The sequence below is a fragment of the Actinospica acidithermotolerans genome (assembly GCF_018139625.1).
Classification (GTDB): Bacteria; Actinomycetota; Actinomycetes; order Streptomycetales; family Catenulisporaceae; genus Actinospica; species Actinospica acidithermotolerans.
In genome coordinates this window covers 155,026-179,000 of the sequence record NZ_JAGSOH010000003.1, presented here as the reverse complement: position 1 = coordinate 179,000, position 23,975 = coordinate 155,026, and the positions used below count along the sequence as shown (strand labels likewise).

At 69.4% G+C, this 23,975-nt stretch carries 17 protein-coding genes and 1 pseudogene; 7 read left to right on the top strand and 11 right to left on the bottom strand.

Translation table 11 applies throughout. The features are described from left to right. On the top strand, nt 1-980 hold a 980-nt coding region (locus KDK95_RS02450; protein WP_212516309.1), incomplete at its 5' end, for an MMPL family transporter. Nucleotides 981-1,156: 176 nt separating this feature from the next. Here KDK95_RS02450 and KDK95_RS02445 read toward each other — a convergent pair. The 6 genes from KDK95_RS02445 to KDK95_RS02420 all read right to left on the bottom strand — a co-directional run bounded on the left by KDK95_RS02445 (nt 1,157) and on the right by KDK95_RS02420 (nt 12,295). Then, complete coding sequence (locus tag KDK95_RS02445; protein ID WP_212516308.1) at nt 1,157-2,026, bottom strand: hypothetical protein; 870 nt, start codon at nt 2,024-2,026, stop codon at nt 1,157-1,159. 50 nt (nt 2,027-2,076) lie between these two features. Next, nucleotides 2,077-3,444, bottom strand: a complete 1,368-nt coding sequence (locus KDK95_RS02440; protein WP_212516307.1) for a hypothetical protein — start codon at nt 3,442-3,444, stop codon at nt 2,077-2,079. A 71-nt stretch (nt 3,445-3,515) separates the two neighbouring features. Further along, entirely contained in the window at nt 3,516-4,013 is a 498-nt protein-coding gene (locus KDK95_RS02435; protein WP_212516306.1) for a hypothetical protein, read from the bottom strand. Beyond that, entirely contained in the window at nt 4,000-8,922 is a 4,923-nt protein-coding gene (locus tag KDK95_RS02430) for a WXG100-like domain-containing protein (RefSeq protein ID WP_212516305.1), read from the bottom strand. The genes KDK95_RS02435 and KDK95_RS02430 overlap by 14 nt, the downstream gene beginning before the upstream one ends. Then, entirely contained in the window at nt 8,919-9,419 is a 501-nt protein-coding gene (locus KDK95_RS02425) for a hypothetical protein (protein WP_212516304.1), read from the bottom strand. The genes KDK95_RS02430 and KDK95_RS02425 overlap by 4 nt, the downstream gene beginning before the upstream one ends. 350 nt (nt 9,420-9,769) lie before the next feature. Further along, on the bottom strand, nt 9,770-12,295 hold the full coding sequence (locus KDK95_RS02420) for an RICIN domain-containing protein (protein ID WP_307844087.1): 2,526 nt from the start codon (nt 12,293-12,295) through the stop codon (nt 9,770-9,772). Between the two features lie 182 nt (nt 12,296-12,477). Between KDK95_RS02420 and KDK95_RS02415 the strand changes: the two genes are divergently transcribed. Continuing rightward, entirely contained in the window at nt 12,478-13,482 is a 1,005-nt protein-coding gene (locus KDK95_RS02415) for a LacI family DNA-binding transcriptional regulator (RefSeq protein WP_212516303.1), read from the top strand. Here the strand turns inward: KDK95_RS02415 and KDK95_RS02410 are convergent. The 4 genes from KDK95_RS02410 to KDK95_RS02395 all read right to left on the bottom strand — a co-directional run bounded on the left by KDK95_RS02410 (nt 13,479) and on the right by KDK95_RS02395 (nt 18,889). Next, nucleotides 13,479-15,557, bottom strand: coding sequence for a hypothetical protein (locus tag KDK95_RS02410; RefSeq protein WP_212516302.1), 2,079 nt, complete (start codon nt 15,555-15,557; stop codon nt 13,479-13,481). The genes KDK95_RS02415 and KDK95_RS02410 overlap by 4 nt on opposite strands. Nucleotides 15,558-15,561: 4 nt before the next feature. Further along, nucleotides 15,562-16,470: a carbohydrate ABC transporter permease gene (locus KDK95_RS02405; protein ID WP_212516301.1), complete on the bottom strand. Its 909-nt coding sequence runs from the start codon at nt 16,468-16,470 to the stop codon at nt 15,562-15,564. Further along, nucleotides 16,467-17,429 carry a carbohydrate ABC transporter permease gene (locus tag KDK95_RS02400; protein ID WP_212516300.1) on the bottom strand — a complete coding sequence of 321 codons (963 nt, stop codon included), beginning with the start codon at nt 17,427-17,429 and terminating at the stop codon, nt 16,467-16,469. The genes KDK95_RS02405 and KDK95_RS02400 overlap by 4 nt, the downstream gene beginning before the upstream one ends. A gap of 134 nt (nt 17,430-17,563) precedes the next feature. Further along, nucleotides 17,564-18,889, bottom strand: coding sequence for an ABC transporter substrate-binding protein (locus KDK95_RS02395; RefSeq protein ID WP_212516299.1), 1,326 nt, complete (start codon nt 18,887-18,889; stop codon nt 17,564-17,566). A 252-nt stretch (nt 18,890-19,141) separates the two neighbouring features. Here KDK95_RS02395 and KDK95_RS02390 point away from each other — a divergent pair, with 252 nt between their 5' ends. Then, a complete protein-coding gene (locus KDK95_RS02390) occupies nt 19,142-20,413 on the top strand; it encodes an ROK family transcriptional regulator (RefSeq protein WP_212516298.1) in 1,272 nt (423 codons plus the stop codon). Between the two features lie 145 nt (nt 20,414-20,558). After that, nucleotides 20,559-21,347, top strand: a complete 789-nt coding sequence (locus tag KDK95_RS02385; RefSeq protein WP_212516297.1) for a DeoR/GlpR family DNA-binding transcription regulator — start codon at nt 20,559-20,561, stop codon at nt 21,345-21,347. A gap of 23 nt (nt 21,348-21,370) precedes the next feature. Here KDK95_RS02385 and KDK95_RS35465 read toward each other — a convergent pair. Next, a pseudogene (locus tag KDK95_RS35465) lies at nt 21,371-21,694 on the bottom strand (carbohydrate ABC transporter permease); the annotation flags it as partial. Between the two features lie 167 nt (nt 21,695-21,861). Between KDK95_RS35465 and KDK95_RS02375 the strand changes: the two are divergent. The 3 genes from KDK95_RS02375 to KDK95_RS36660 are packed head-to-tail and all read left to right on the top strand — an operon-like array spanning nt 21,862 to nt 23,949. After that, nucleotides 21,862-22,788, top strand: a complete 927-nt coding sequence (locus tag KDK95_RS02375) for an ROK family protein (RefSeq protein ID WP_212516296.1) — start codon at nt 21,862-21,864, stop codon at nt 22,786-22,788. Beyond that, nucleotides 22,785-23,615, top strand: coding sequence for an N-acetylglucosamine-6-phosphate deacetylase (locus tag KDK95_RS36665; RefSeq protein WP_212516295.1), 831 nt, complete (start codon nt 22,785-22,787; stop codon nt 23,613-23,615). The genes KDK95_RS02375 and KDK95_RS36665 overlap by 4 nt, the downstream gene beginning before the upstream one ends. Then, complete coding sequence (locus tag KDK95_RS36660) at nt 23,533-23,949, top strand: amidohydrolase family protein (protein WP_212516294.1); 417 nt, start codon at nt 23,533-23,535, stop codon at nt 23,947-23,949. Before KDK95_RS36665 ends, KDK95_RS36660 begins: the two co-directional genes overlap by 83 nt. Nucleotides 23,950-23,975: the final 26 nt, after the last annotated feature.

Below are 23,975 nucleotides of genomic sequence, written 5' to 3'. Positions count from 1 at the left end.
TGATCCTGCTCGCGCTCGCCTCCCCGGTGCTCGGCCTGCGTACCGCGATGCCCTCGATCACCGTCGTGCCCGCCGACTCGTCCTCCCGCGCCGGGTACGCCGCCGTCCAGCAGGCCTTCGGCGCCGGAATGCCGGGGACCCTGCAGATCCTCGCGCCGGGCAACGAGGCGTCCGCCGCGGCCGCGGCCGCCGGGCACACCGCCGGGATCGCCGCCGTCGCCCCGGCCCAGGCCGCCGCGGACGGCTCCGGCTGGAGCCTGATCCAGGCCATGCCGACGGTCGATCCGTCCAACCCGGCATTGGGTGCGACGGTCGACCGGCTGCGGGCCGAACTGCCCGCGCACACCATGGTCGGCGGAGCGGCGGTGGAGAACCTCGACCTGCAATCCGCCCTGACCGCCAAGACCCCGCTGGTGATCGGCGTGGTGATGTCGCTCGGGTTCCTGCTGCTGCTCGCCGCGCTGCGCGCACCGCTCGCGGCCCTCGCCGGAACCCTCGCCAGCCTGCTCTCGACCGGCGCGGCGTTCGGCGTCAGTCGGCTGATATTCCAGGAGGGCCACGGCGCGAACCTGCTCGGCTTCACCTCGCAGGGCTTCCTGGACGGCTGGGCCCCGGTGTTCTTCTTCGCGATGATCTTCGCGATCGCGATGGACTACACCGTGTTCCTGCTCGCCGCCGCGAAGGAGCACTACGAGCTGACCGGCGACCCGCGCGCGGCAGTGGTCGGCGCGCTGCGCCACTCCGGACGCGTCGTGTTCGCCGCGGCGGCCGTGATGGTCGCGGTCTTCTTCACCTTCGCCCTCTCGGGACCGCTGCCGCCCAAGGAGATGGGAGTGATCCTCGGGGTCGCGGTCTTCCTCGACGCCGCCCTGATCCGCCTCGTGCTGCTACCCGTCCTGCTGCGCCTGATGGGGCGCGCGGCCTGGACCTGCCCGAGATGGCTCGCCCGCATCCTGCCCGACATCCGCTTCTCCCACTGAGCAGCCGGGCGGGAACGAGTACCGGCGCGCGGCGCCGGTACTCGTTCGCGGACGGGCGCCCTCGGCCTAAAGTTGCTGCGAACCGTTCGTGATGCGGTGTCTTCAACGCCAGACCTCCGCCACCCCAACGATCCCAGGTCGGACCACACCGCGGATCCGATAGAGCGCGAGCGCCGTCAGTTCGGTCCAGAGGGCCCTCTGCCGGTGACGACGTCGCGCGCGGCTTCCTTGGCCGCGTCGGAGACCTCGGGCAGCGCGTAGTCCCGGGCGCGGATGTGCGCGAGCAGTTCGGGTTCGGGGGGCAGGCCGTACTTCTCCAGGTAGTAGACGACCGCTCCGGACCAGATCCACGTGCCGTCGGTGGCGAACTTCAGGGGCACGGCGGGCGGGTTGTCCGGGAAGTAGACGTCCTTGTCGAAGGAGCTCGCGAACAGGAACACCGGTCCGGCGTTCAGGTACTCAAGCACGCGGGGGATCTCTTCGTCACGCAGGCGGGGTCGGCTGACCAGGGGCATGCCGGTCGCCTGGTCGACGCTGTCGAAGACCTTGGCGCGGCGCGGCGCCGCTTCGGCCGCGGGTACGGGCTCGCCCTTACCCGCGGCCGAAGCCTCTCCCAGGCCTGCCTTCTGCCGCAGCCAGTCCGGGATCGCCGCGTCCTCGCGCGGGAACACCCGCAAGTCCTCGGCGTACGCGTCGTCCGGAACCGGCTGCTCGAACGCGGGGGCGGCGCCGTAGCGGCGGCTCATCAACCGCGCGCCGTCGGACTTCAGCGTGACCGTGAGGCCGAACCAGGGACCGTTCGCCGGGGTGTACTCGGCGCGGCGCAGCTCATGCACGGCGGCGCCGATCGCGTCCTTGTCGCCGATCCGGTAGGTGATGCCCGCCTTGTCGACGGCGAGCAGGGTATGTTCGAGCACTGAGCCCAGCACGCTGGCCTTGTACGACACCTCCGCCCAGTCCTCGGGAGCCGCGGACGTCAGCGGTCCGAGCAGGCCCCAGGGCACGGTGAAGCTCGTGATCGGGCGGGTGATCGGGGTGTTCGCCATGGCGTCTGCGCTTCCGTTCGCGGGTTGGCTGCCGGGCTCCTCGGCCGGGCTCACGACGGGCCCTCGATCCAGTCGATCAGCTGGGCGTAGGCCGCCGTGAGCACGTGCCCGGACACGTCCGGGACCGTGTAGTCCAGCTCGCGGATGTGCTTGAGGAGCGGGGGGTCCGGGCTGACCTGATCCAGCTCCAGGTAGTAGACCGCGTCCTGCGGCCAGATCCAGGTGCCGTCGGTGCGGTAGCCGAGCGGAACGTGCTCCGAACGGTCCGGGAACACCCGATCCCTTTCCCCGGCGGCCGTGGTCAGCACCACGGGTGCGCCGCGCAGGTAGGCGGCCACCCGCTCGATCTCCTCGGGCTGCAGCGGCTCGTGGTACTTGCGCTCCGCCAGAACCGTCTCGGTCGCGCGGGTGCGTTGGAGTTGCGGCTCGGTGAGGGCGGCGGGGATGGCCGGCATCGCCTCCGGCCCGAGCTCGAGCCCGCCGCGCCAGCGCAGCCACGTCGGAATCGCCTCGTCCGTCCTCGGGAAGTTCCACAGCTCCTCGGGGTAGACGTCGTCCGGGGGCACCTGGTGCCACATCGGACGGGTCGAGTAGTCGAGCACCATCGACGAGGCGCCGTCGCGGACCAGATCGAGCGTGAGCCCCAGCCAGGCGCCGCGTTCCCGCGTGTGGTCGGCGCTGCGCTGCGCGGCGACGGCCTCGATGAGTTCGAGCGGGATCTCGGGAGCGTCCTGCGTTCCGTCGGGCAGGGTCGCAAGAAGCTGGTGCTCCTGTTGGCTGCCGAGCACGAGCACCTCGTACGACACCGTCTCCCAGCCCTCGGGCAGCAGCGGGAGCAGCGCGGCCACGATTCCCTCAGGCGCCGGGCCCGAGACCTGCACGGGCGGCTCCGGAGCGGGCACCGGCTCGACGCGGTCGCCGGGAGCCCATGTGTAACGGGACATGGTGTTCTTCGGCAGCGCGGACCGGGTCACGATCCAGGGCGGGAGCCGGTCGGGGGCCTGGTACAGCTTAAAAAGCTCTCTGCGATACTCGGCGAGCGGGCACCGCTCCCGGAATTCGGGCTCGCCGTACCAGTCGAAGTCGACCGAGACGACGGTCGTGGGGAACTCGACGGTCAGGTCGAGCCGGTGCCAGGTCCCCCACCGGCCGCTCTGGTTCAGCCGCACCCGCCGGATCGATTCCAGCAGCCCGGCGGGCAGGTCCCAGGGCACGCGGGAGCCCTCGAGCATCTCGGCCTCGGCCTCGGCCTCGGCATGGCGGCCCACCGCGCGGTACGCGAGACTCACGCTCTTCCAACCGGGCGGGGCGTACTGCAGGACGCTCGAAGCGATCGTTGCCCGTCCGTTCGGGTACCCCTCCCGCGGGAGCGGATCCGGGGGCGTGTTCTCGGGACCTGGGTCGGGGCTGGCATCCATGGTGTGATTCCTCGGGGTCTCTTCCTCGGGCCGCGGGCGCCGCGAACCCGAACGTGCTCGCGGCGAACCGCTTACGCGTCCGGCGCCTTCGCGGACAGCCAGTCGGGCAGTTCGGAGTATTCGCGGGGAAACCGCTTGAGATCCTCGCCGTACTTCGCGTCCGGGGGCGGCACCCGCCAGGACGGCTCCCGGAAATGGTCCACGGCCTGCCACCATTCGTCCTCGGGGCCATCGGGCCGGACGTACAGGCGCAGCGAGAACCAGGCGCCGTCCTCGTCCGGGTCGTAGTCGGCCTCGCGCAGCTCCCCGAGCAGCTCGGACAGCCGGGGCTCGTCGACCGCCGCGGGCCCGGTCGACCCGTCGCCCAGGGACTCGTAGAGCTCCGTCTCGACCACGTCCGCGACCATTCTTGCCGTGAGATCAAGCCTCTGTGACCCGGCCGACGCCCCGGCCCGCAGGAAGGCGACGAGCTCCGCGACGGCGGCGTGGACCCGCTCGGGATCGCGCTCCGGCCGCTCGTCGTCCTCCACCGGCTCCGGCACCGGAGGCTGCTGCTCAGGGTTGGACATTGGTGGTGAACCTTATCGTCGTCCTGGGTGGCCCGGGCGTCCCGTCCGGCCGCGGGAACCGGTAGGTCTTGCGCACGATGACGTTCTCGGGCGTCTTGTTGAACGCGGGCGGCGTGGGCGGGTCGGCCGTGGGGTCGCCCGGCGTACCCGTGTCGTGGCTCTCGATGATATCCCAGCCGCTTACCGTGGCCTCCTGGTACTTGACCGCGGCCACCGTGTCCATCTCGTCCATCCACCAGGAGCCCTCGGCATCGGCGCCGTTGCCCTGGTTGCTGTCGCGGTCCTGCGGGAAGTAGTTGAAAGGCTCTGAGGGCCCGCCCACCGCCGCCGGATACTTGTGCCCGCCGTCCCAGGAGCCCGCGGGGTACTCGGCCTTGCCGAACGAGTTCGACTCGCCCTGCGCCGATTCGTTGCGCACGCTGGGGTTCAGCGGATCCGCGATTTCGGCGCCGTGGTCCAGCGACATGCCGGTCATGCGTCCGAACCCGTCGGTCACGCCGACCTTTCCATCGACGCGGAAGGTCACGCCCGGCTGGAACCGCATGCCGTCCGGGCCCTTGGCCTGGCCGTACGCGCCGAGGTTCGGATTCCACCCGCCGTCGTCCGCCGAGGCCGGACTGTCCCGGCCGCGCCACGTGTCGACGGCCACGATCTTGCCGGATCCGTCGGTCCAGAAATCGGTGATGCGCGGGGTGCTCTCTCCCCGCGGGGTCTGCTCAGCCCGGTAATGCGTGCCGGGCTCCAGCGAACCCGGCTTGATGCTGAACACGGACTTCCTCGGCCCGAGCTTGAAGGTGTCCTTCGGCGGGGTGGAGGGGTCGAACTTGGAGTCCCAGACAGCCGGGGGCTGGGGCTCGCCCTCCGCATCGGTCTTGAAGACGGCTGATCGGTCGTTCCACGTGTACTTGACCGTGGCGTCGCCCGGCGGCGTGGCGGCGTCTGGATTCGAGCCGTCGATGACGTTCTGCTCGCTCAGTCCGTGGCGCTGGTACGTCGGACCCGGGTTCGGCGGCGTCTGCTCCTGCCCGTGCCGGGTGTTGGGCACCGGGAGCTCCGCATGGGTGATCTTCCCGTTCGCGTCGGTGTAGAAGGCGCCGCGGGGCTCGCCGTTCGTGTCGACGACATTGATCTTGGCCGACGCGGGAAGATCCGAACGGTCGGCGAACCGCTCGCCGGGCGCGAGCGGGCGCAGCGCCGGCTCCGAGTCGTCGGGGACCTTGAGCGTCCGCTCCGTGCTCGGCGGATTCCACTGCGCGATATCGGCGGCCCGGGCACGGACGTCGCCGACCGGGCTGTTCCAGCCGCCGAAGCCGGACTCCTGGCCGGGCGGGAAGCCGTTCTCGCCGACCGGCAGCTTCGTGCCGTCCGGCGAGAACTCGACCCAGCGGCCCGAGGGCGGGATATCGGGCACTGATTCGCCGAAGCCGTCCACGTGGCTCCCGCTGGCGAACATGTGCCCGGCCGAGTCGGTCCACACCAGCGAGTCCGCGGCGATGACCTTGCAGCCGGATATCCGGGAGAGCTCGGCGGCGAAGCCGTGGTCGAGGGCGCCCGCCTCGCAGGAGGTGAGCCGGAACGGCTGCCCCGGCCGGTGTCCGTTGGCGTTGGCCAGGTCCAGCAGGTCCTGCGGGCTGAGCCGCTCGAGCCCGGAGACGCCGCCCGTGGCATCGCCGTGCAGGTTGAGGTCGAAAGCGCCGTTCGGATCCGGCTCGACCCGCCCGGCGAGCGCGGCCATCTCCGGATCGGAGAACATCGAGATCCCGCGGTCGCCCGCCTGCGCCCGCGAGTTGACCTGCGCCAGCCGGTCGGAAAGCCCGCCGGCCTGGTTCGGCGGCGCCCAGGCGGTCGTCTCCGCGGACGGGTCGTGTACCGGCCCGCCGACCTGATTCGGGATAAGGACGGCCGCGTCGTTGCCGGCGTTCGGCGCCGGACCGCCCGCACCATCCTGCCCGTCCCGCCGCCCGGCCCCGTCCGACGACGGCTGCGGCTGTTCCTGCCCGCGAGCATCGGGCACACCGCGGTCGGCTGCGTTCCCGGGCGCATCGGACCTGGCGGCGTCCGGCTTCGAAGCACCGGGCCCAGACGCGTCGGGCTTGCCGGAATCAGGCTTCGAAGCGACCGTGTCGGACTTCGCGGAGGTATCGGAGCTCATGGCCGCCTCCGGCTTCGCGCCCGCGTCGGAACTCGGAGTGGACTCCGGTTGCGTGACGTCACGGGCGGAAGCAACCGGCTCGGCACCATCGGCCCACGTCGCGGGATCGCTCGGCAGCGCGCTCGGCTCCGGTTCCGCGGTCCGCTCCGGCTGGTCCGGCTGCTCTGGCCCGGTTGTGTCCGGATGTGAGCCGTCGGCGAGGGGGCCGGCCTGCTCGGAAGCGGCGGCCGCGGCGTCGTCCGACTGCGATTCGTGCGCACCGGAGTCATCCGCAGTGACAGTGCCACCCGCGGAGACAGTGCCATCTGCGGGCTCAGCCGCGTGCTCGGATCCGGTCGGGTCCGCAGCATGATCGGATCCGCTCGGATCCGCCGTGTACTCGGATCGGGCCGGGTCCGCGCCTTGCCCTGATCCGCTCGGATCGGTCGCGTGCTCGGATCCGGTCGGGTCCGCAGCATGATCGGATCCGCTCGGATCAGCCGTGTACTCGGATCGGGCCGTGTCCGCGCCTTGCCCTGATCCGCTCGGATCGGTCGCGTGCTCGAATCCGGTCGGGTCCGACGGGGTGACCGCGTCTCGTGGCTCCTGCGCTTGCGCTGATATATCGTCGCGCGCACGACTCGGCGTTACCGCGGAGTCGCCCGAGGTCGGATCGGCCACCGACTCCCGCGTGGCTGGGTCGACCATGCCCGGCTCGGACGTGCTGCTCGCGAATCGGTCCGCGTTTTGCCGTTCGGTGAGATTCAATGCGTCCGGCGACGTGGCTGTACTCTCGGCGTCCGGGATCGTCGAGCGATCAGCCGAACCCGCTGAGGTACCCGTCCGGTCGAGGACGCTGCCGCGACCACCGTAGAACCGTCCGGGCGACGACCCGCCGCCCGCTCCGGTACTCGAATCGCCCGGTCCCGCGCCCCGCCCCGCCGCGTCGCCCAGGCCGGAGTCCGCCCTCGCCCCGCCAGAGAAGCTACTTTCGGCGCCGCCGTCGCGCACCGCGCTCGCGCCGCCGAGCATGGAGCCGCCCTCGGTCAGGGGCAGCCCACCGCTGACCGGGTCGCCGGTACTGCTATCCGAGTACTGCCGGCCTGACGAGGCCGTATCTCCGGGAGCCGAGATACCGGCGTCTCCCGCACCCGGTGAATCGGCACGCGAACCGACGCTCGCCCCCGCGCCCAGATCGCTCACCGCCGCGCCGGACGTGGTCGTGGCCCCGGTATCCAGACGCGCCGAAGTCGGCGACTCGCCACCCTGCGCGTACCCGGAACCTGATCCGCCAGAGCTCGCAGAATCGGCGCGCGCGGAGGCCGGTGGCTCACTCACGGACCCAAGGCCTCCGGACCCGCCAGAAGTCGCGAGGTCCGAGCGCGCCGACGTCGGCATCGCGTCGGTCGAGCGGATGCCGCCGAGGCTCGTGGGCTCCTGGAAGCCGCGCGTCTCAGCGGGGGCGCTGCCGGATGCGGTCGCACTCGTTGTGGCCGCTGGGGATTCGGAGAATCCGGACGAGGTACTCATGCCTGCGCCGGCGTTCTCGGTGGTGCCTCCGCCGAGGATGTGCCCGACCGAGGATGCGGCCACGGCTGCCTGGGACGGGTCGACCGAGACGCCGCCACTCAGGTCGGCGCGCACGGGAGTTCCCGTTCCCGGCGTATCGGCGCCCAGGGCGGTGTTGTCCAAGCCGGCGGGGGTGCCGTGGTCGGCCGTCGGCATAGCCAGGCCACTGAGATCTGTTCGGGCGCCGGCGTCCACCGTCGGCACGTCGGTCGCCTGCGGGGCCGTCAGATCCGGCGTGCGCACGTTCGGGGTGTCCAGCTCGGTCGGCAGGTTCTCGGTGTCGATGGCGGGCTTCTCACCCGCCGCGGCCTCGGCTCCGCCCATGCCGCCGAGCACGCCCGCCAGGGACCCCTTCGCGAAGTCGGAGGCCGAGATCTTCCCGTTCTGCAGGAGGTCGAGACCGGCGTTGGTCAGCCCGCCGGAGGCCACGCCGGCGGCCGCGCGTCCGGCGAAGGACTTTCCGAAGTCCTCGCCGAAGATCCTGCCGCCGGCTTTGCCGATACCGAAGCCGAAGGCCGCGCCCATGGCTCCGCCCTCCGCGCCGGAGATGCCCGCCTGCTCCACCTGGCCCCAGTCGATGCTGCCGGCGTGCCCCTCCATCACCTCCTTGAACTGGATCACGAAGGCGAGCTCGGCCTGCATCAGGCCCTGTTCGATGGCCTGCTCGACCATCTCGACGATCAGGTCCTTGGCGCCGTCCAGCAGCGCCTGCATCACGGTCCGGTCCGCCAGAACCTCGGCGACGGCAGTGGCGTCCGTGGCGCCGAAGTCGAAGAAGCCTGCCGCGATCTGCGGGGTCACGGTCGCGACGAGGATCGCGATGTTCCCCATGATCATGTCTTTGGTCGTCTCGATCTGGTTCGCGCCCGCGGTCAGGGCGCTGGCCATCGCCTTGCAGAACTGCACCGCGAAGGGCAGCGCGGCCGGGGCGACGCCGGCCGGCCAGCTGGTCTGCCCGTCGTCGAAGTTCGCCGACCAGAACGATTTGAGGGCGTCGGCGTTCGCGCCCTGGCAGTACTCGCCGACCCGCTGCGCCGCGGCCGACGCCGTCTGCCGGATCTCGTCGAGCTGGGAGGCCGCGTCGGTCCACGCCGAGGCGAGCGAACGCATCGCCCCCTCGTCGCCATTGGGCCAGCGTTCGCCGACGAGCAGCTCGAGCAGGTCCTGCGTCAGGTTGTCGAGGGAGATGTCGACGCCGTCGATGTTCACGCCGACGTCCCCGCCCCCGAGCCGGCTGCGGCGCCGCCGAGGCTTTCACCGATCTTGTTCATCCGGTCCGTCAGATGCTGCTCGACCTTGTCGTAGTTGTCCGCCTGGGCCGCGAGCAGGTTGGCGACGTTCGTCAGGGCGGCGCCGAGACCCGCGATGCTCGCGAAGCCCTGATTCGCCGGACCGGTATAGCTGTGGCCGAACTTCTTCCCCAGGTCGTCGGTACCCCAGGGCTCACCGCCGGAGACCAGCGCGGCCCGCAGGTTGGTCAGCACCTGGGCGGCCCGCGAACCGCAATCGGCGATCACCGCGGCCTGCGCGCGCATCCCGTCGCTCTGCACCTGGAAACTCGGGCTCGACCCGCCCCCGCCACCCGAGCTCCCGCTCGCGCCGCCGCCCGCGGGTTGCTGCGCGGCAGGCCCCCCGGTGTACTCCGTCTGATAGATCCCCGACTCGTCGACCGACGGCGCCGAGTACGCGCCACTGCTCATCGACATCTGCTTCCCATACCCCCCACTGCTGGGAACCTGCGACGAATCAGGTTACTACATCGGCAGTGTCTGAGAACAGCGCGTGCGCGGAGAGCACGATGAACCGGGGGCGTCGTTTCGTGGTGTGGGTGGCGGAGTCAGTGTTCTTCGGGGTCGAAGATCGTCACTGGGCCGCCTTCGAGGGCGATCGCGGTGAGCCCGGTGTCGGTGCCGGTGGCGTGCACTTCGCCGGGAGCCCAGTAAGCGGCTTGTCCGGAGGTGATCGGGGGATCGACTGATACCAGTGTGCTCCCGGGCGGGTTCCCGGACGGCGCACGCGTCGTCCGGGAACCCGCTCACTCGAGTTGATCGACGACTCAGTTGAGCGCCCACTGCTGCAGCGAGGAACCTGTGTTCGTCTGCTGCGTCACGAGCGCTCCGCTCTTTGTCGACGCCGTCGACAGCAGCAGCCCGCTGTTGACGTTCGTGAGCTCGTACGAGCCGTTCGGCTGGAGGGCAACCGTCCAGTGCTGGTTGCTGTTGCCTGTGCACGCCCACTGGATCACAGGGTCGCCGACAGTGGTGAACCCGCCGTCGTCGTCCATACACAGGTTCGAGTACGCGTTCTCGATCTGGTACGAACCGTCCGACTGCTCGGTGAAGACCCAGTTCTGGTTCGCACCACCGTTGGCCGTCCACGTGTCCAGTTGCGTGCCCTCGCTCGTCGACCAGTTAGGGTCGTCGAGCGCGTTTCCGGAGATCGACAGTACGTGCGTGCCGTTGAGGCTTGCGCCTGCCGCTACCGTCCAGGAGAACGTGGTCTGGTTCGAGGCGCCTCCAGCGGTGGCGGTGACGGTCGCCTTGCCGCTCCCGGTGCTGGTCGGGTCTCCGCTGATCAGGCCGGTCGACGAGGCGATCGAGACGCCGGCGGGCAGGCCGCTGGCCGAGTAACTGATGGTTTGGCCGGTCGAGGAGGTCGCGTTCGCCCGGATGCTCACCGGGCTGCCCTCAGTCCAGTTCTGCGTGCCGATGGAGGCGAGCGTGACGGTGCCGGTGACCGCGCCGACGGCTGTGATGGTGAGCGTCTGCTCGTTGGCGGTGCGGCTGCCGCCGACGGAGTTGCCGGTCGCGTTCGACCAGTACCGTGCCGGAGTCGTCTCGGCACTCGCGCCGGAGCCGGTGGTCAGTGCGAGGACCAAGCCGCTGTAGCGGTTGACGAGGCGGTAGGAGCCGGTCTGGCTTCCCGTGGCCGAGTCGGTGTCGGCGATGATCCACCACTGTTGCCCGACGGTCGCTCCGGTGCTGCCGGACGCGGTCACAGTCGGCGCGGAGCCCCAGGAGCGTGAAGCGGTGGTGGACGCGTCGACGCCGAGGAGTTCGCCGGTGGCGGCGTTGAGGATCTGGTAGGAGCCGTCGCCGTCGGGCACGAAGGTCCAGTCCTGCAGCATGCTTCCGCTCGAGGAGCTCTGCGACGCAGTAGCCGTGCCGCCAGAGACCTGCGCGAGGATCTGACCGTCGCCGGTCGCGATTTGGTACATCTCAGTTGTGCTGAACGGATAAGGTGCCGGACTGCTCGAGTCGAGTGTGATGTTCGCGTACTGGCCGCCGGAGGTGCCGTTGCACGAGACCGCGCAGTAGGAGCGGAAGTTCTCGCCGACCACGGAGTTCGTCAGTGTCGCCGAGGCCGAGTCGACGAACCACCGGTACCAGGAGTCCGACGTGAAGGACCCGGTGTCGCCGACCAGGCGCCACTGTTCGGTGGCGAGGTTGTCAGTGACGTAGAACTGCTGCGGCTCGGGCGTCGAGGTGTTCACGACCTCCGGCTCACCTATGTAGAGGCCCAGATATGCGTCGTAAGCGATGTTCATCGCGAACAGCGGCGACTTGCTCGGTATCTCGTTCGCCGCGATCTGCGCCTCGACGGTGCCGGTAGTCGAAGGGCTGTACTCCGCGGAGGACGGGGTATAGCCGGTGTTGTTGGCGCTGCCGTCGGGATTGGTCGAGCCCACCGGGACCAGGTTGCTTTCCAGGCCGCCGATGCCGGGCTGGGACCATGAGCCGTCGTCGTACTTCTCCCACGAGCCGGTCGCCATCTTGTCCGCGATCGGGGAGCGTGCGACATGCTCGAGGCTGTCCTGCCACACCCCGCCCTTGTCGACCAGGCGCGAGCCGTAGAAGACGTAGAAATAGCCTGATGCGGTGTCGACGAACAGGCGCGGGTCGCCGTCGCCGTAGTCGTAGGTCTGGTTGGGGAACGCGGTGCCGTCTTCGCGCTCGGTCGCGTACGGGGAGGTGATCGCGTGGCCCTCGATCGTCCACACCTGGCCCTGGTCGGTGGAGACGGCGTAGTCGATGTCGTCGAAGTGGATATCGTCGCCGTAGGGCTCGGGGGTGAACTCGTTGTGCACCAGGCCGTACCAGTCACCGGTGTCCGGATCGACCCAGATCCCGATGAGGTCGCAGTAGTTCGCTTCCGCGTGCGTCGTGAGGGTGGGCGCGTACGTTGCTTCGAGTCCTGTCGGGCTGTTGTTGCAGCGCCAGGTGGTGTCGTTGTTCTTGTCCTCGGAGTTCGCCGGGTTGACCGCGTCGTCGAGGGTGGTGTCCGCGGTGGCCGTGTCGAAGTCCGTGCCGGTGAAGAAGTCCCATGCGCGCCCCGCGCTCGCGGCATAGTCGGCGTGCGAGGACTGGTAGTGGAATGTGCCGTCCTTGTCGATGAAGCCGTCGGCCGGGCTGTCGTCCGGGTTGCCGAAGTTCCCGGTCGAGCCGACGGTGACAGTGTAGGTCGCGCCGGCCGGAGTGGCGGCCGCGGCGGAGACCGCGGTCACGGTGCTCAGTCCCGAGGCGGCCAACGCACCGGCGGCCACGACGCCCATGATCCTTTTTCGGGTACGGTGAGCTTGCACGCAAACTCCTTGTTATCAGACATCGCGCGCTCTCTAGCGCGCGGTGCAAGGAAGATACTGCTAATTTGACCGGTAAAACAAGCAGATACGAAAGATCTTCTTCGTGTTTTCTTGTTTGACAGTGTGCGATCTTCGACCTAGTTTCTTGCCGGTCTGAGATGATGAGTGCGGAGGGGAACGCGATGGTGACGATGAAGGACGTGGCCCGTCACGCCGGTGTCACCAAGCAGACCGTGTCCAACGTCGTCACCGGCCGCGTGCGGGTGGGCCCCGAGACCGAGGCCCGGGTCCGCGCCGCGATCGCTGAGCTCGGATACAGCCCGAACCTCGTGGCCAGGTCATTGGTGACCGGCACGACGATGACCGTGGGCCTGCTGGTGCCGACCGTCGTCGGGTCCTTCTATGCCGAGTTGATCGAAGAGGTCGAGGACGCCCTCGACCGGCATGGATACCACCTGCTGCTGTGTACCACCCGGCTCGACGGGGAACGCGCGCGCCGGCACCTGGCCGGGCTCTCGAGCCGCAACGTCGATGCGCTGCTGATCGCAGGGGACGCGGATCTGATCGAGCACTTGCCGCTGCTCGCCGACGCCCGCTTTCCCGTGGTGCTGTGCGCGTGGGAGACCGAGGTGCCGGAGAGCTATCGGGTCGTGACCATCGACTACGAACGGGCGGGCTTTCTGGCGGGCCGTCATCTGCGCGAACTTGGTCACGAGCATGTCGCCGTGCTTGCCGGGCGTACGCATTCCGTCCGGATAGCCGGTTTCCGGCGGGCGTTCGCCGCGGACGGGATCGCCCTGCCGGATGACGCGGTGCGGTACGCGTCCGAGGCCACGCCGGCGGCGGGTTTCGCGTCCGCGTCCCTGGCGCTGGCGGCGAACCCGCACGTGACGGCGCTCTTCGCCACCTACGACGTGCTCGCCCTCGGCGCGCTCGAAGCCGCGCGCGCGGCCGGCCGCGTCGTGCCCGGCGACTTATCCGTCCTCGGGCACGACGACGGCCTCGAGACGCGCCACACCTGGCCCGCGCTCACCTCCGTCGCGATCCCCAAGCGCGAGATGGCTCGCCAGGCGGTCCAGTCGCTGTTGCGCGCCATCGCGGAGCCGGATGCCGAATCCGGCTCGAGGAGGCTGCTGTCGCCCGAGCTCGTCGTCCGCAACAGCACCGGACCGGCCGCCGTCCGTTAGTCATCGACCGGCTCCGGCCACTCAAGCACGAGCCACCCACGATGGCAGAGTTCGGATTCATGACGCAGAATCCGCCCCTGCGCGCGGACCGGCTCCTTCACCGGAGCGGCCAGCGGCCGCAGCAAGGTCGCCGAGGGCCGGTCTGGAATGCGCGGGATGTCGACTTCGACCCGGGCTGGATCCGCACTGCCGTTGGCGACCGCCAGCCGAGTCGTGCCGTGGCTGCGCGAAAGGTGCGGGAAGAGATGCGGTCCGCCGCTCACCAGCGGCATCGCCGGGTGCTCGCCCTCGAGGAACCGGATCGTATGATGCAGCAGGCGCTGCGCCGCGTCGCTGCCGGCCAGGGCATCGGGTGCGGTCGCGGCCAGGACGACGACCCGTCCACCGATGTCGTTGGGGAAAGCGGTGCGTCCCGCGCCCCAACGGCTGCCGTCCCCGGCCAGCACCTCGGTCCAGACCGTCGCTCCTTCCCGCGGCTCGAGCCGGGCCAGCGCGGGTTGCACATTCAAACTCAACATGCTGTTTTCTAGCCCTAGGTCCCGCGCGAGGTTCGGTTCTACCGCACGCTCGCCCGTATACGGCGTCTGCGTTGGCTGTGCGCCGCGTTCCGGCCGTGGGTCGCGTGGCACGATCGCTGCTACATCGACGCCGATGCGGGAACCGAAGCCGCGTTTGCAGAGGACTTCGGCCGCCAGACCGTCCACCAGGAGTCCGCCGCCCAGCAGCCTCAGGATCACTTCGTCGCTGAGCGCCCACGCCATCCCGCCGAACACGGCATTCACCGGTGCGGGGCGCGAGGTCACCGGTATTCCGTTGCGCAGCAGATAGTCGGCGGCCGGCCCGGAATCGATCTCCAACGCGCTCAGATCGCCCCCTGCTCGCGTGCGCAGGTGGGTCGCGGCGGCAGGCGGGAAAGGCACGCCCACCCCCCAGGACTCGTGATCTCGCGGGTAGCGCTCGGCGATCCAGTCCAGCGCCGGGCGCGATCGCCGCAGCAGCCCGCTCACCTGTGGATAGCGCTCGATCACGCGCCTTTCGTTGTTCGGGTAGGCGTTGACCAGGAGCGCGTCCGACCCGGCGAACTGGGCCACCGTCATCTCCGACCAGGTCTGCACATCAGACTTGGTCCAACTCGTGTACGGCCAGTTCTCAATCTCCGGCTCGCTGCGCACAGCAGGCGGCCGCAACGCTCGCTGCGCCTCGAGGAGCCATAGCTGTGCGCCCAAGCGGTTTCCGGGCAAGTCGTTGTACCAGGCGAAGTGCGGCCGGTGGGTGGCGCGGCCCTCCACGGTCAGTGCCTCGAACAGCGCTTTCCAGTCGCGGCCCTCCACCGAGTGCTTGTCGAGTCGCGAGCTCATCAGACCCACTTCCGACCTGCCGCGAGAACGACGGTGCACCTCGGCCGCGACGAGTTCAGCCACCTCGAGTTGGGCGGTACGCCACACTTGCTGGAGCAGCGCGCGCCACGGGTGCGGTTCACCCGGGTGCGTCACCGCGGCCACGACTCGCTCCCTCGTCACCGGTTCGCCGACGAGCGCGGCCAGGCGCTCGAGCATCAGCGGCTCGAATCCGCCGCCCCACTCGAGCGGAGCATGGTTGTGAAAGCGGAAGTCATCCTCAAGCCAGACAACCCTGAATCCGAGTTCCGCGAAGCGGCCGTAGTGGTTCACCATCCACCGGCGCCAGCGCGGGCAGGCGAAGGAGGCTTGTCCCGAAGCGCTCTGGCCGGTGGGTGAAACCATGGGTGAGAACCCGAGCCGGTCGACCCGGCCGCGGTCGGCGTGCCCCACGGTGGCCCAGGGATTCAGGCTTACCGAGAGGCCCGCCTCGGTGAGCACGGCGAGAGCGGCTTCGACGGTGACGTACCACCGGTCCTCCTGCGCGCCGGCAAGATGCCCCTCGAAGACGTCCTCCGCGCCGAGCAGCAGGACGACTTCGGAGATCTCCAGTTCCTGGCAAGCCTTGGCCAGCGCCTTGGCTTCCGCAACCGTCTCTTCTCGCTGCGCGGCCGGAAGAATCTGGTAACGCAGATGGTACTGGGCGCGGACAGGCCGCCCTTTGCTGTAGTGCGTCATCGTGCTACTTCACGCTTCCCGACGTCATGCCACTGCGCCAGAACCGCTGCAGCGAGAGGAACAAGATCACCAATGGGACCACGCAGAGTGCGGCGGCCGTGATAACGACGTTCGTGGGCACCGCATTGCCGCTGCCGTGCTGCTGCTGCCAGCCGACGATGCCGACTGTCACCGGCTGGAGGCTCTCGTTGGCCAGCATGAGCGCGGGAAGCAGGTAGTTGGACCAGATGCTCACGAACTGGAACAAGAAGATCGTCACCAGAGCGGGCGACATCACCCGCAGAGAGATCTGGAAGAAGGTGCGCACCTCCCCGGACCCGTCGAGGCGTGCGGCCTCGAGAACCTCGTCGGGGACGGATGCGGCGGCGTAGATGCGCGCCAGGTACACGCCGAAGGGGCTGACCATGCTGGGGATCAGCACTGCCCAGTAGGTGTTGACCAGGTGGACAGGAGAGAAGAGCAGGTAGAGCGGGATCGCCAGGAGCGGCTGCGGCACGAGCACGGCGGCGAGCACGATGTTGAACAGGGCCCCCGAACCGCGGAAGGGGAACTTTGCCAACGCGTACCCTGCCAGGCTGGCGAACAGGGTGCTGAGCGCGGCCCCTAGCCCTGCGTAGACCAGCGTGTTGAGCAGCCATCTCGCGTAGATGCCGTTGTCCTGGGCGAAGACCGAGCGTATGTTCGACCAAAGGTGGAATCCGTTGAACCAGAAGCCGTTTCCGGAGAAGAGGCCCGAGTCGGATTTCGTCGAGGAGACCAGCAGCCACCAGACCGGGGCGAGGAAGTAGACGACGCTGATCGTCATCACGCCCAGGATCAGCCAGCGTGAGGAGTCGGAGCGCCGGGGCGTGCTCCGCCGGGTCGGGCTCGTGGAGGCGGCCCGGGGCCGCGAGCCGATCTGGAGAGTGCTCATCGGATGCTCCCCGTGCGCTGGACCAGGCGCAGGAAACCGAACGACACGATGAGGGTGAGCAAGGCCAGAATCACCGATTCGGTTGCGGCGTAGGGAAAGTCGTTATCGGCCACGGCGGTGAAGGCCGCGAAGATCGGGGTATAGCTGCTGCCGACGTTCGGGGCCACTGTCTGGAGCGTGGCAGGCTCGTTGTAGAGCTGCGCGGTGCCGATGATGGAGAAGACGGTCGTCAAGATCAGTGCCGGGCGTACCATCGGTATCTTCACGTGCCAGGAGATGCGCCAGGCGGAGCAGCCGTCCATCCTCGCCGCCTCGGACAGCTCCGGCGGAATGGCCTGCAGCGCCGAATAGATGATGAGCATGTTGTAACCCGTCCAGCCCCACGTCAGCATGTTGCCGATCGTCGGCGCGAGCATGCGGCTCGAGGTCGGGTTCAGGTTCCACCCGATGTCGTGGGCCAGCGCGGTGATCGGGCTCAGGCCCGGGTCCACCAGATAGGCCCACATCAGCGAACCGACGACGCCGGGCAGCGCGTAGGGCAGGAAATAGGCGAGCCGGAAGAAGCGCTTGAGGACGGTGCTCCTGGCGTCGAGCAGCAGCGCCAGCAGCAGGGCCAGGCCCAGCATGATCGGCACCTGCACGAGACCGATCAGCAGGACGCGCTCGATCGAGCCGGTGAACGCGGAATCTCGCAGCACGTCCGCGTAGTTGCCGAGGGCGTTGAAGACCTTTGTCGGCGCACCCAGTCCGAGCCCGTCGTGGCGAAGCTTATAGAGACTCTGATCCACCGTGTAGGCGATGGGGATGATGTAGACGGCGAGGAAGAGCAGCGCGAAGGGCGTGAGGAAGAGCAGCGCGATGTTGCGATTGCGTCTGCTCGCGGCTGCTCGTGCGAGCGGACGGCGACCGGAAACCCGGTTGTCCGTGCGGAGCTCGCGCGGTTGGGCGTGTGCTGTCATGGCGGGGGCCTTTCCGGGCCATCACGTGCGGCGGGGAGGCGAGGGCGGGGAACCGGTGCGGCGGTCCCCCGCCTGACCGGGGCACCGCCGGACCGCGGCGTACACGGCCGCGTCCGGCGGATCGGTGTTCGGGATCAGCCGCCGGAGACCGAGATTCCCTGCTGGGTCAACTGGGCGGCGGTCTTCGACTGCACGTCGCCCAGCATGCCCGCGACGGTCTGGGACCCGGTCTCCACGGAGCCGAGATCGTTGCCGAGGTCGGTGGAGACCTGGGTCATCGTCGGCCCCCACAGCCAGCTGGTGTTGATCTGCGGCATCTCCGCCTTGAAAACGTCGTAGACGACCTGGTTGCCGTAGTAGGCGTTCGGCGCCGACAGGGCGGGATTGGACAGCCCGGAGGTCGCCGCCGGGTAGATCCCGGTGACGTCGATCAGGTTGGTGACGCTGCCGGAATCCGTACTCATCCAATCCGCGAACTCCGTGGCCTGCTGCGGGTCCTTACAGCCGTTCAGTACGGCAGTCGCAGACCCGCCGTCGTTGCCGTACGCCGGCGCGGAAGCGTTCCACACCGGCATGGGCGCGACGGCCCACTGGCCGGACTGCGACTTGCCGACCGAGGAGGCCAGCAGCGGCGCGTCCCAGACGGCGTTGACGTCGGAGAGGATCCTGCCCGCGGCCATGTCCTTGTAGAGGCTGGGAGAGTAACTCTGGTCGGTGCTCAACAGGTGCCGGGAGACCAGACCCTGCCAATAGGAAGCGACCTGCTCGCCCGCCGAGCTGGTGAACCCGAGCCGCCACGAGCTGTTCGGCGTAGTGAACCAGGGTGCGTTGTCCTGCCAGTCGAGGCCCGCGTAGTTGTACGCGTCGTTGCCGAAGTAGCCGATGTAGACTTTGGGATCCGCCTGGTGTATCTTCGCGGCGTCCGCGGAGTATTCGGCCCACGTCGCCGGCGGTGCGGTGATGCCGTACTTGGCGAACAACGTCTTGTTGTACAGCAGGGCCATCGGCGCGGCGTCTACCGGGATGCCGTAGGTCTTGCCCTCGATGGTCACCTGGTTCCACGTCCACGCGGCGAACTGGCCCTGGTCGGGCGACGCGTACTGCGTCACGTCCTGCAACGCCCCGGCAGCGGCGAAACTCGGCAGCGTCTCATAGCCGACTTGCGCGAGACAGGGCGCATTGCCCGCTTTCACCGCCGTGAGCATCTTGGTGTAGCCACCCTTACTGCCTGGCGCGACAGTCTCCCAGTCGATCTGGATATCGGGGTGGGACTTGTTCCACAGCGCGACCGACTGCTGATAGCCGGGAGCCCAGCCCCAGAAAGTCAGCGAGACCGGCCCCGATGCCGGACCCTGTGTCGAACCGCTCGTTCCGCTCGTTCCGCTCGAGCTGCAGCCGGACAGACCGAAAGTGGCCGCCGCGGCGACCCCAGCTGCCGCCGCTATCCAACGCTTGCGCACGTTCTGACTCCTCTTCGAGTGCTGGTGGTGCATGGCGGGTGTCGCTCCGGACCGCTTGCGCCGGTCCTTAGTTAAAGTAGGATGCAAACTAAAGGCTGCCGCGTCAAGCCACCCGGCCATCCGGAAGCTAACGACTCCGCAACGGCGACGCGGACCGCCGCCACCGGGTCAAGGCCAGGCGACGCAGAGCCCTGGTAATCTGCGCGGATGCACGGGGCGTACGCACGCGCAGAACGTGAGAGAGGAGCAACCGTGAAGGCAGACTTGCGCGAGACGGCCCCGCAGCCGGTCGCGATCGCCGGGGCGTCGAAGCCGAGCGACCGCGCCTCCATCCGTCGTTCGAACCTCGGACTCGTGCTGCGGCTGTTGCGCGACTCCGGTCCCCGCTCGCGCAGCCGCATCGCCGCGGACACGGGACTGCCCAAGCCGACGATCACCGGCCTCGTCAGTGAACTCGCCGACCTCGGCTTGGTCACCGAGAGCAGGGAGGAACGCCTCGGCTCGATCGGCCGGCCCGGATTGACCGTGGAGATCGACGGCCGCGCCTTCTGCGGGATCGGAGCCGAAATCTGTGTCGACTACCTCTGCGTCGTGGCGCTGACCCTGCGCGGGGACGAGGTCTTCCAGAGCCGGCTACCCCTCGATGTCCGGGCAGCCGGTCCCGAGGCTGTGCTCGACGCGCTCGCCGGTCTCATCCGGGAGGCGCTCGCCGCGGTCGAGGGCTCGGGTGCCCGCTGCATCGGGGTGACGGTCGCCGCCCCCGGGGTGGTGGACCTGGCCGAGGGGATAGCCCGATACGCGCCGAACATCGGCTGGTCCGATGTCGCGGTCTTCGACGGGCTTCGCCGACGGCTGGGACCGCAGGCGCCGGCGTTCGGCCTCGAGAACGACGCGAAACTCGGCGCGGTCGCCGAGTACCTCAGGGTGTCGGACCCCGAAATCCACGACATGCTCTACGTCAGCGGCGAGGTGGGCATCGGCGGCGGGATCATCTCCGGCGGCGGGCTGCTGCGCGGATCGGCAGGGTACTCCGGCGAGATCGGCCACATGCCGCTCGACCCCGGGGGCCACCCCTGCGTCTGCGGAAGAACAGGATGCTGGGAAACCATGATCGGGCTCAGCGCGTTGCTTCGTGAAGCGGCCGACGCTCAAGACCCGGTCCAAGATCCGTCCCGCGACCTCGAGGCGCGCCTGGCCGACATCGCACAGCGAGCGGCCGCCGGGGACGAGCGCACCCTCGCCGCGCTCGCGGGCGTCGCCGAGGGCCTTGCGCTCGGCCTGTCGCTGTTGATCGACGTGCTCAATCCCCGCTTGGTGGTACTCGGCGGGTACTTCGCCCAGCTCGGCGACTATCTGATCGACGAGGTGCGCGCCGGCGTTCTGGAGCGCGTCATGGCACCCAACGCCGGAGGCTGCGAGATCGCACTGTCCTCGCTCGGATTCACCTCCTCGGCTCGCGGCGGTGCGTACCTCGCCCTCGACCGCGTCTACCAGGACCCGAGCGGCGTCGCAGGCTCCTCCTAGAAGTCCGGTGAAATCATCCTGTTCCACGCCGGGCTCGGCGAGCATCGCGGTTTGGGTGTGGCGCAGGTCGTGAGTGCGCCTCCCGCCGGGCTCGTCCCTCGCATGACACACGCGCGCCGCCCGCGAGACCGGTTAAGGTGACGCCATGAAGCGGTATGAGCGGCTGAACGCGATCCTGGAGCTGCTGGCGGAGGACTCGAAGCTGGACGTGGACACGGCGGCGCCCCGGCTCGGGGTGTCGGAGGCGACGATCCGCCGTGACCTTGAGTACCTCGCCGAACAGCAGTTGCTCACCCGCACGCACGGCGGCGCGGTCGCGAACAGCACGTCGTACGACCTGCCGCTGCGCTTCAAGTCCAGCCGTCACCCGGCGGAGAAGCAGCGGATCGCCCAGACCGCGGCGGCGCTGGTTCCGGCGGGCGGGATCATCGGCATCAACGGCGGCACGACCAGCACCGAGACCGCGCGCGCGATCGGGGCGCGCGCGGATCTGACGCCGAGTCAGGCCGACGGCGTGGCCCTGACCATCGTGACCAACGCCCTGAACATCGCCTACGAGCTCACCGTCCGCTCGCATATCAAAATCGTGGTGACCGGCGGCGTGGCCCGGTCCAGCTCGTATGAGCTCACCGGGCCGCTCGCGGCGGAAATGCTCGATCAACTGCAGCTGGACGTCGCGTTGCTCGGGGTGGACGCGATCGATCCGGATCTGGGCGCGATGACGCACAACGAGGGCGAGGCGATGATCAACCGGATGCTCGCGGACCGCGCACGCCAGGTCATCCTCGTGGCCGACTCGACGAAGCTCGGCAAGCAGGCCTTCGCCCGGATCCGCACGATCGACCGGGTGGACGTACTGGTCACCGACAATCAGGCGGACCCCGAGCTTGTGAAGCGGTTCACGGCGGCCGGAGTCCGCGTCGTCACGGCGTAAGCCGCCGGCCGCCCTCTGCCTGGTCACTTGATCGAGCCGGCCGTCAGACCGGAGACCACTTTCCTCTCGATCAGGGCGAGCAGGATGATCACCGGCACGGTCGCCACCGCGGACGCGGCGAACAGGTGGCCCCAGTTGATCTGGTAGCCGCCGATGTAGCTGTCGAGGGCGACCGCCAGGGGCTGGTGCGACGGACTGTTCGTCAGGATCAACGCCACCACGAACTCGTCCCAGGCGGCGATGAAGGTGAAGATCAGCGCGGTGACGACGCCCGGCCAGGCGAGCGGCAGCGTCACCCGGCGCAGTGCCCGCAACCGGCTCGTACCGTCCACCCTCGCGGCCTCCTCTGATCGGTTCTGCGCGTTCGGGGCCGATCGGCGTCTTGCGTGATGATGCGCACGAAGATGTAGACTGAGCAGAATCGCGCATGTAGGCTGCACTGGCCCGAGAGGACGGCGTGCCGAACGCGCCGTTTCTGCCTCATCGATTCCGATTCAGACTCCGAAGGATCAGGATGCCCGAGAACCCGCTGGCAGCTGGTGTCGACGTCGGCGGCACCAGCATCAAGTGCGTGCTGACGGCCCCGGACGGGAGGATCGTCGCCGGCCTCCGGAGCCCGACGCCGCGTCGGGGTGCGGACATCGGCGAGCGTCTCACGGACGCGATCGCCACATGCGTCGCGACCCTGTCCGAGCAGGCGCCCGGCCCGGTGAGCGCGGTAGGCCTCGCGGTGCCGGGCGTCGTCGCGGATGCGGACGGGCTCGCGATGCGTTCGGAGAATCTCGGCTGGTCCGACTTGCCGCTGCGCGACATGGTCGCCGAGCGGCTGAGTTTGCCGACGGCGTTCGGTCACGATGTGCGTGTCGGAGGCTTGGCCGAAGCGCGGCTCGGCAGCGGCCGAACCCTCCGCAGCGTGGTGTTCGTGCCGATCGGAACCGGAATCGCCGCCGCGCTCATCCTCGACGGGCGGCCCTACAGCGCCGGCGGGTACGCGGGCGAGATCGGGCACACCGATGTCGGTCACGGCGAGCCTTGCGTCTGCGGCGCTACCGGCTGCCTCGAAGCGATTGCCTCCGCCGCGGCCATCGCTCGCCGCTACACGCGACGGAGCGGTCGGCCGGTCGCCGGCGCCGAAGAGGTCGTGGCACTGGCCGGAGCCGGCGATTCCTCGGCGCTCACCACGTGGAATGAGGCTCTCGACGCCCTCGCCGGCGCTCTCGCCTGGGTCGCCAGTGTGCTAGCGCCGGAGGCCGTCATCCTCGGGGGCGGTCTCGCCGAAGCGGGCGACGCCCTCATGACGCCCGTGGCCGAGCGGCTTACCGCGAACCTGAGCTTTCAGCGCAGGCCCCGGCTCCTGCGCGCGGCGCTCGGCGATCGGGCCGCGAGTCTCGGCAGCGCCCTGCTCGCGCACGAACTGCTCGCCGAGACGTGCGCTCGATGATCCTCGCCAACGCGCGGATCGCAGCCGGGGGCCGGGTACTCGTGCCCGGATGGCTGAAGGTGGAGGGCGGTCGGATCTCAGCGCTGGGCAGCGGCACGCCGACCGGCCCGGCGGATCAGGACATGAGCGGACACTGGCTCGTGCCGGGCTTCGTGGACATGCACGTGCACGGCGCCGCGGGCTTCAGCTTCGACGAGGCGAGCGGCACCGCGGTCGACGCCGTCACCGGTCATCATCTCGCACACGGCACCACCACCATGCTCGCCAGCCTTGTGTCAGCCCCCGTAGACGTTCTCGAAGACCGGCTGCGCGCGCTGGCGCCGTATGTCGCGAACGGCACGCTGGCGGGCGTCCACCTCGAAGGGCCTTTCCTCTCCGCTCGGCACTGCGGCGCACACGACCCGCGGGCCCTGCGGGCACCGGACCGGACCGCGATCGCAGCACTGCTCGATGCCGCCCCCGGGTCACTGCGGTTGATGACCCTGGCGCCGGAACTGCCCGAGGCTGTTTCCGCGATCGAGCAGATCACTGCGGCCGGTGTCGTGGCAGCGATCGGCCATACGGGCGCCGACTACGAAACCACCCTCGCGGCGATCGCGGCGGGGGCGAGCGTGGCTACGCACCTTTATAACGGGATGCCCCCGATCCTCGGCCGGGCCCCCGGGGCCGGTCGCCGCGCTTCTCGATCACGAATCGGTGACCATCGAGCTCATCGCGGACGGCGTCCATCTGCACCCTGCCACAGTGCGCCGCACCGCGGCCGCGGCGACGGGCCGCCTCGCATTGATCACGGACGCTATGGCCGCGACGGGCAGTCCGGACGGTGAGTACCTGCTCGGATCGCTGAAGGTGAAAGTCACGGCTGGACGGGCCGAGCTGAGCGACGGCAGTTCGCTCGCCGGCAGCACGCTGACCATGGATCGGGCACTGCGGACCGCGGTGCAATGCGGCGTCCCGTTCCTGGACGCGCTCGCCGCCGTGACCTCGACCCCGGCTCGGGCGCTTGGTCTCGACGGCAGTTGCGGCCAGATCGCCATCGGGCGGGCGGCCGACCTCGTGCACTTGGACGACGACCTGACGGTGCGTGCAGTGATGCGGCGCGGCCGTTGGGTCCCGGCGACCGCCGCCCGGTCAGCCCGCATGCCACCGCATGCGAAGTGACCGGGCACGGCCGCGCAGTTCTCAAT

What these genes read in the sequence shown, in the direction of transcription:
- KDK95_RS02445 (WP_212516308.1), bottom strand. Translation starts at nt 2,026, where the DNA reads ATGGCGAACACCCCGATCACCCGCCCGATCACGAGCTTCACCGTGCCC.
- KDK95_RS02440 (WP_212516307.1), bottom strand. Translation starts at nt 3,444, where the DNA reads ATGGATGCCAGCCCCGACCCAGGTCCCGAGAACACGCCCCCGGATCCG.
- KDK95_RS02435 (WP_212516306.1), bottom strand. Translation starts at nt 4,013, where the DNA reads ATGTCCAACCCTGAGCAGCAGCCTCCGGTGCCGGAGCCGGTGGAGGAC.
- KDK95_RS02425 (WP_212516304.1), bottom strand. Translation starts at nt 9,419, where the DNA reads ATGTCGATGAGCAGTGGCGCGTACTCGGCGCCGTCGGTCGACGAGTCG.
- KDK95_RS02415 (WP_212516303.1), top strand. Translation starts at nt 12,478, where the DNA reads ATGGTGACGATGAAGGACGTGGCCCGTCACGCCGGTGTCACCAAGCAG.
- KDK95_RS02410 (WP_212516302.1), bottom strand. Translation starts at nt 15,557, where the DNA reads ATGACGCACTACAGCAAAGGGCGGCCTGTCCGCGCCCAGTACCATCTG.
- KDK95_RS02405 (WP_212516301.1), bottom strand. Translation starts at nt 16,470, where the DNA reads ATGAGCACTCTCCAGATCGGCTCGCGGCCCCGGGCCGCCTCCACGAGC.
- KDK95_RS02400 (WP_212516300.1), bottom strand. Translation starts at nt 17,429, where the DNA reads ATGACAGCACACGCCCAACCGCGCGAGCTCCGCACGGACAACCGGGTT.
- KDK95_RS02385 (WP_212516297.1), top strand. Translation starts at nt 20,559, where the DNA reads ATGAAGCGGTATGAGCGGCTGAACGCGATCCTGGAGCTGCTGGCGGAG.
- KDK95_RS02375 (WP_212516296.1), top strand. Translation starts at nt 21,862, where the DNA reads ATGCCCGAGAACCCGCTGGCAGCTGGTGTCGACGTCGGCGGCACCAGC.
- KDK95_RS36665 (WP_212516295.1), top strand. Translation starts at nt 22,785, where the DNA reads ATGATCCTCGCCAACGCGCGGATCGCAGCCGGGGGCCGGGTACTCGTG.